Source organism: Aeromonas sp. QDB11 (genome assembly GCF_027705265.1).
In the GTDB taxonomy this organism is placed as follows: domain Bacteria; phylum Pseudomonadota; class Gammaproteobacteria; order Enterobacterales; family Aeromonadaceae; genus Aeromonas; species Aeromonas allosaccharophila.
The window spans coordinates 1-6547 of record NZ_JAPDBM010000110.1; the positions used below are offsets into that span (position 1 = coordinate 1).

At 62.3% G+C, this 6547-nt stretch carries 9 protein-coding genes; 5 read left to right on the forward strand and 4 right to left on the reverse strand.

Annotation, left to right across the window (positions count from 1 at the left end; translation table 11 throughout):
* Positions 1-92: 92 nt before the first annotated feature.
* Positions 93-491 carry an Hg(II)-responsive transcriptional regulator gene (merR, locus tag OKC40_RS21435; RefSeq protein ID WP_003089120.1) on the reverse strand — a complete coding sequence of 133 codons (399 nt, stop codon included), beginning with the start codon at positions 489-491 and terminating at the stop codon, positions 93-95.
* A gap of 74 nt (positions 492-565) precedes the next feature.
* Between merR and OKC40_RS21440 the strand changes: the two genes are divergently transcribed.
* From OKC40_RS21440 to OKC40_RS21455, 4 genes are all read left to right on the forward strand, one after another.
* Positions 566-742: a mercuric transporter MerT family protein gene (locus OKC40_RS21440; RefSeq protein ID WP_224873767.1), complete on the forward strand. Its 177-nt coding sequence runs from the start codon at positions 566-568 to the stop codon at positions 740-742.
* Positions 743-993: 251 nt separating this feature from the next.
* On the forward strand, positions 994-1209 hold the full coding sequence (locus OKC40_RS21445; RefSeq protein WP_225865360.1) for a mercuric transporter MerT family protein: 216 nt from the start codon (positions 994-996) through the stop codon (positions 1207-1209).
* Positions 1210-1221: 12 nt separating this feature from the next.
* On the forward strand, positions 1222-1497 hold the full coding sequence (gene merP, locus OKC40_RS21450) for a mercury resistance system periplasmic binding protein MerP (protein WP_003150552.1): 276 nt from the start codon (positions 1222-1224) through the stop codon (positions 1495-1497).
* A 7-nt stretch (positions 1498-1504) separates the two neighbouring features.
* On the forward strand, positions 1505-1717 hold the full coding sequence (locus OKC40_RS21455) for a GDCCVxC domain-containing (seleno)protein (protein WP_003089113.1): 213 nt from the start codon (positions 1505-1507) through the stop codon (positions 1715-1717).
* A gap of 12 nt (positions 1718-1729) precedes the next feature.
* Here the strand turns inward: OKC40_RS21455 and OKC40_RS21460 are convergent, their stop codons facing one another.
* Genes OKC40_RS21460 through OKC40_RS21470 form a run of 3 tightly spaced genes read right to left on the reverse strand, consistent with a single transcriptional unit; the run spans position 1730 to position 5376 of the window.
* The gene (locus OKC40_RS21460) at positions 1730-4723 is read right to left on the reverse strand and encodes a Tn3 family transposase (RefSeq protein ID WP_033995769.1); all 2994 of its coding nucleotides are present in this window, start codon (positions 4721-4723) and stop codon (positions 1730-1732) included.
* A gap of 3 nt (positions 4724-4726) precedes the next feature.
* Positions 4727-5128, reverse strand: a complete 402-nt coding sequence (locus OKC40_RS21465) for a putative toxin-antitoxin system toxin component, PIN family (RefSeq protein ID WP_033724048.1) — start codon at positions 5126-5128, stop codon at positions 4727-4729.
* A gap of 8 nt (positions 5129-5136) precedes the next feature.
* A complete protein-coding gene (locus tag OKC40_RS21470; protein ID WP_003089107.1) occupies positions 5137-5376 on the reverse strand; it encodes a ribbon-helix-helix domain-containing protein in 240 nt (79 codons plus the stop codon).
* A 201-nt stretch (positions 5377-5577) separates the two neighbouring features.
* Between OKC40_RS21470 and OKC40_RS21475 the strand changes: the two genes are divergently transcribed.
* A complete protein-coding gene (locus OKC40_RS21475; RefSeq protein WP_003150544.1) occupies positions 5578-6507 on the forward strand; it encodes a recombinase family protein in 930 nt (309 codons plus the stop codon).
* The last annotated feature ends 40 nt before the right edge of the window (positions 6508-6547 follow it).

Genomic DNA, 6547 nt, shown 5'->3' on the forward strand with positions numbered 1-6547 from the left:
TGGGGTTTGGGGAGCAATGGAACCAAAAACCAACGTAAGCTCTGAATCCCACCGTAAAGGGGCTTTCCGATCTCCAGCTCACCCGCCAGGCATTACTCTCTGATCAGTGCCTCGATGATCGGGCAGATCGTTCCGCCGTCTCCCGCATCACATTGCTGCACCAGTTCGCCTAACAGTTGCTGCATGACGACCAAGTCGGCCATCTTCTGCTCGATCAACGCGAGCTTGCGTGCAGCCCGTGCTCGCGTTTCGGCACAGGCGCACGACTCATCCAGCGTCAGCAGTCCACCGACTTCCGAGAGCGTGAAACCCAGCGCCTGAGCCCGCTTGATGAAACGCAGTCGCTTCACCATGTCCACCGGATAGCGCCGATGGCCACCCAAGGGTTTGGCTGGTTCATCCAGCAGCCCGCGTCGCTGGTAGTAGCGGATCGTCTCGACGTTCACCCCGGCGGCGTCTGCCAGCTTGCCAATGGTCAGCTCTGTGGCCATCACTTTCTCCTTGATTCCGTACTTTGGTACGGAGTTTAGAATAGCACCTAGGCAATCAGGCTCAGGAGATGGGAATGGGGATGCAACTCACCGGGAAAGGCTCGCTGGTCGCGAGTTCGCTGACCGCCATCGGTGCGTCGGTGTGCTGTGTCGGGCCACTGGTGCTGTTGGCACTCGGTGTCGGCGGTACGTGGGTGGGCGCTCTGACCATGATGGGGTCGCTTCAGAATTCGGAAATTAAAGCACGTTAAGAGATCCGATACCCAGCAACTGCGCGGCTTTGCGCAAGCTGCCAACCCCTAGAAACAGCATTTTCGTGGTTCTCGAAACTCGGCTGTTTCAGCCGTGCAATATGAGAGTGGTTTTCGAGAAAGCAACATGCCATACCAGCACTAGCGCGGATCTGATTCTCATTGAAGCCTCTCAAAAACGATCGTTTGCGAGAAGCTAGACCATGCCAGCGGCTTACCGTACGATTTTTTCCGTTTTCTGAGGTGACCCCATGATGGAGCCACTACGCCCCCTCTTCATCGGGTTGACTCTACTGTTCCTGGGATTGGCATTCCGCAAGCTCTACCTGGTGCCACAGGTTTGTACGCCAGGTACACCCTGCGCCGATCCGCGCACGCTCGTGCGACAGCGACTCGTGTTCTGGATCGTCAGCGTGCTGCTGCTCGGCCTATTGGCCGTGCCGTGGCTCGCCCCGCTGTTCTACTGAAGGAGATTAACCATGCGCAAACTGCTGATCGCCGTGCTTTTCGCCTTGCCCTTCGTGGCGCTGGCGGCTCCCCCGAAAACCGTCACGCTCGACGTGCAGAACATGACGTGCGGACTCTGTCCGATCACGGTCAAGAAGTCGCTGGAGAAGGTGTCCGGCGTGAGTGACGTCCAGGTCAATTTCGACCAGAAGACGGCGACCGTCACCTACGATCCCGATAAGGCCCAGCCCGAGGCACTGACTGAGGCGACCGCGAACGCGGGATACCCCTCCACAGTGCAGAAGTGAGGTCACGATGAGCGCCATTGTCCTTGAGTCCGTGCTGACTTGCCCGCGCTGCGGCTTCGCCAAGCCGGAAACCATGCCCACGGACGCCTGCCAGTTCTATTACGAGTGCAGCAACTGCAAGGCGCTGCTGCGCCCCAACCCAGGGGATTGCTGCGTTTTCTGTTCGTTCGGCTCGGTGAAGTGCCCGCCGATCCAGCAGCAGCTTGGGTGTTGCTCATAGCGTTTAGGGGGATCACAGGTCGTCGTCTGGATTACGCAGTGGCCGCAGCTCGCCGCGCGCAACTTCTTCCGGTACCGCAAAGGAATACCGCCCGAGCATGTTGATGTGCTCGTAGATCAGCGGCGATAGCCGGGCCAAATCCTCTTCCAGCACTGGATAGCCGTGCTGCTTGAGCCGTTCCACGGCCGCCGTCATGTAGAGGGTGTTCCACAGCACGATGATGTTCACCACCAGGCCCAGAGCACCGAGCTGGTCTTCCTGGCCTTCGCGGTAGCGCTGGCGGAGCTCGCCGCGTTTGCCGTGGAACACGGCGCGGGCCAGGCTGTGCCGGCCTTCGCCTCGGTTCAACTGGGTCAGGGTGGCGCGGCGCTTGGACTCGTCGTCGATATAGGTCAACGTGTGCAGAGTCTTTTCGATCCGCCCGAATTCGGCCAGCGCCTGGGCCAGCCGGGTGGGTCTATCTCCCGTTTGCAGCGTGCGCATGATGCCAGTCGCCGGCACCCGGCCGAGTTTGAGCGAGCCGGCCAGGCGCAGCAGGTCGTCCCAGTGCTCGGCGATCAGGTCGAGTTTGACCGACTGGCGGGCCAGCCCGTTGAGCTTGCCGTAGTCCGCGTCCGGGCGCGTGCGCCAGAAGCGGGTACCGCCGACATCGGCCAGCCGCGGACTGAAGTGGTAGCCAAGTAGGCGGAAGAGCCCGAACACCACATCGCTGTAGGCCCCGGTGTCGGTCATGATTTGCGTCGGCTGCAACTCGGTCTGCTGTTCCAGCACGACCGCCAGCAACACCAGGCTGTCGCGCAGCGTGCCGGGCACGGTGATGGCGTTGAGGCCGGAGAATTGGTCGGAAATCAGGTTGTACCAGGTGACACCCCGGCCGGTGCCGAAATACTTCGGATTGGGGCCGGCATGCACGGTGCGCACCGGTACGACGAAGCGCATGCCATCGGCGGAGGCGACCTCGCCGCCACCCCAGACTTGGGCCAGTTCCAGTTGGCTTTGCGCTCCGACCAGGATGGCGTTAGCCGCTGACAGGGTGTCGTCGCGGATATAATTCTGGCTGACCCAGGACAGCCGGTCACGGCGCAGCGCCGGGTTGTCGGTGCGGATCAAGGGCTCCAGGCCGGTGTTGCAGGCCCCGCCCAACAGCACCGCGCAGAGGCTGGTGACCAGGTTGTCGGCGCGTGCATTGCGTTCGGAGACATGGGTGAAGGCCTCGGAAAAGCCAGTGCGGGCGGCGATTTCCAAGAGGATTTCCGGCAGATCGACACGCGGCATCAGGTCAGACACGGCCGCCCGCAGTTGCAGCAACGAGCAGGGCTCGTCCAGCTTGTCCAGCGCCCCGAGCGACAGTTCGGTCTTGCCCTCGGTGTTCTCGCTCAGTTGAATCGCCGGGTTGTCGGGCAGGCGCGCGGCTACTGCCAGCCAGGTTGCATCCAGCTCGACGGACAAGGCGTCCAGGGTGGTTTTGGCGTCGATGGTCAGGCCCAGTGACCGGCAGATGATCGGTCGCGCCGCCAGCCATTCGGCACCGTCGAGCAGGCCAAGACGCGGGTCGGCATAGCGCCAACTGGGCGAGACGAAGACATCGTGGCGGCGCAGGGCCGTGCGCAGCGCATCGAGCGTGCAGAACACATAGGCACCCATGTCGAGGGAGCCATCTTCGCGGGTGATGTGCTTCTGCCAAGCCTTGGCCACGATCTCCTGCGGCGCGTCATCCTCTGGCTTCCGGCGCGGCAGGTTCAGTTGCAGCCACTCCAGACTAGCCGCCACGCCCTTGCCGGCCGGGCTGAAGCCGAAGCGGATGTGCTTGAGCAGGTCGGGCAGGAAGCGGCGCACGCTGCGGTAGCGCGCTTCCAATGCAAGAAAATAGACGTCATCTACCGGGCGGATCAGCGCGTTGACCTCTTCCAGGGCCTTTTCCAGGGTGGTCCTCGGCAGGTCGTTGAACAGCCGGGCGCGCACGTTGTCATCGCTGATCGAGCTGTCCAGCACGACCTTGCACGCGGCGGCGAGCGTCGCGGCCGACCGATCCAGGTCTTTCAGGCTGCGCATGCGGGCTTTCTTGTCGGCCTTCTCCGCGTTGCTGAACAGGTCGCGCAGCAAGGCCTCCAGGACTTCCAGTGCGTCGTCGTGCGCAGTCGCCTCCAGGCAGAGTGCGAAGGCCACCAGTGTCGCCATCCGCCGCGACGCCGGCAGCCGATTAATCGCGGTGACCTTGGCCGTGTTGGCGAAGCGGGCCAGGGCGGCGATACGGCTGGGAGGGATGTGCGCCGCCGCCGGCAAGGTGATGCCGATGCCGCGCACGTCATCGAGCCGGCGCAGTGCCCGAATCAACGCGGGGCCACTGACCATGACCGGGCCGGAGCGCAATTGATCCAGCCGGGAGCTGCGGTTGCCTTCGGCCACCGTCAGCAAGTCTTGCAGTTGCAATCGCTGTTCCTCAGTCACGCTGCGGCCCAGCGTAAACCAGAGGCGTTCTTCGACCCGACTGCGCAACTGGGCGATAAAGCGCTCTAGTTGAGACACACCAGGCAGGAGGACTTTCTGTGTGAACAGCCACGAGGTGGCTCGCTCAAACAGCACTCCCGGCCGGTCGGTGCCCGTCCAGCAGAGGGCATACAGCCAGCGGCTCAAGCGAAAGCCGATGCCCGGATCGGTGAAATGACGATAGCCAAAGCGGTTCTGAATATCGGTGGCATGTATCCAGCGGCGATGATCGCTATAGCGCTGGAGGCAGTCGGGGTCTGGAATCGCCAGTTGTCGGCAAAGCACCTGCAGGACTTCCACCGGCACGGCGGCGGGCTTGTCCGGCAGAACGCCAACGAAGCGGACGGTGGTCAGCAGAACGGCATAACCCAGACGGTTATGGTTACCCCGCAGCACCTGGATGGCTTCACGGTCTTCATCGCTCAGGTGGAAGTAACGTTCCAGCTCTTCACGGCTGGGCGAATCAACATAGCGGCCAAAACCGTCGCGTTGCTCTTGAGTCAGAAAACCGACCGGCATTGATCACAGCACCTCGACGCAGAACACGGCGGGCGTGACGATCCGCGTGCGTTCGATGTGCCCGCGTTGCAGCAGGCCGGCGCGGCGATCACCGGTTACCAGGTAGTCCGCATCGCCCGCCAAGGCCATGGCCAGCAAAAACGAGTCATCCGGATCATCGGCTTCGACCTCGATGGTCAGGCGCTCCAGTACCACAGCCCGTTGCAGGTTATTGATCATGGCGCCCACCTTGGCGGGCTGTAGGATGGCCTGAAGCTTGGGATAGCGGCTGGCTCGACGAATTTCATCGAGTTGCATCCGCGAGGTCACCACCTCGAAACGCGCCGCCCGCCAGGCACGGTAGATCGCATCGGGCGCGCCATGTGGCGAGATCAGGGCGCTGAACAGGATGTTGGTATCCAACACGACCCGCATCAGCGCTTACGTGCCCAGTCGAGCGCTTCGTCAACCGCGTTGGTCAATTCTGCCTCACTCAGATGGGCGTTAGCGGCCTTGGCCTGCTCAGCGCTCAGCTCCAGGATGTGTGCCCGTACCGCTTCTTCGATGAAGCGCGACAGGTCGCCCTTACGGCCGCCGCCCTGGCTGGCCAGAAACATCCGAAGCGACTGGTCGGTGTCGGCCGAGACGGCGACATTCCAGCGAATGGTATTCATAGCGTTCTCCGCTAATAGGTGTTTGTGTGTTTATACGCCAATCACAAAGGGCGATGCAATGGTTCGACAAAACGAAGGTTTTGCCGAACTCTATCGAGGAATGGCTCGGTTCGTTAAGCTCCCCGCGCTACGGTTCAAATAACTGGTACGCTTAATCAAAGTTCAACTATTACTAACGTAGTCGAGTAAACAGTACTTTTGATGAAGATCGGTTATGCGCGAGTGAGCACTCGGGATCAGAAAGCCGACCTACAAGTCGATGCCCTGAAACAGGCCGGGTGCGAACGCATCTACCAAGACATCGCCAGCGGCGCGAAAAGCGCCCGGCCGGAGTTGGACAAACTGCTGGCCAACGTGCGGCCGGGTGATGCCGTGGTGATCTGGAAGCTGGATCGCCTTGGGCGTTCCCTCAAGCACCTGGTCGAGTTGGTCGGCGAGCTGGCAGAGCGCAAGGTCGGCTTACAGAGCCTGAATGACCCCATCGACACCACCCACGCCCAAGGCCGCCTGGTGTTCAACCTGTTCGCCTCGCTGGCGGAGTTCGAGCGCGAGCTGATCCGCGAGCGGACTCAGGCGGGTCTGTCGGCCGCACGGGCGCGTGGCCGGATCGGTGGCCGTCCCAAGGGCCTGCCAGCCAAGGCTGAGGCCACCGCCATGGCGGCCGAAACCCTCTACCGCGAAGGTCGCCTGAGCGTCAGCGCGATCGGCGAGAAGCTGCACATCTCCAAGAGCACGCTGTACAGCTACCTGCGCCACCGTGGTGTCGAGATCGGCGCGTACCAGAAGAGCGCCAGGTCACGCGACCAGCAGCCTTCGGCCGCGTCGCCGGCAGAGCCGCCCGCCGCCGAGCGGGTGGCCACCGTCACCCTGCGCCTCGCGGTGGTGAATAACAGCAAGTTCGTGCGCGGCCGGAAGCGGGCCACGGAGAACATTGAGCGCTACTGCCTGGAGCCCTATGGCATGAAGCGGCTGGATGCCGGCCACTATGAGTTGACCATTCCGTATCGGAGCGACGATGAGCTGGACAAGAGCGTGCATGACCTGCTGACCGAGATCAGCCAGGAGGCCGACATGCGCAACTGTTTTGTCGAGATGGGCGCCTGGGAAGAAGACACCGAAAAGCGTTGGTAGGGCTTACGTTGGTTTTTGGTTCCATTGCTCCCCAAACCCC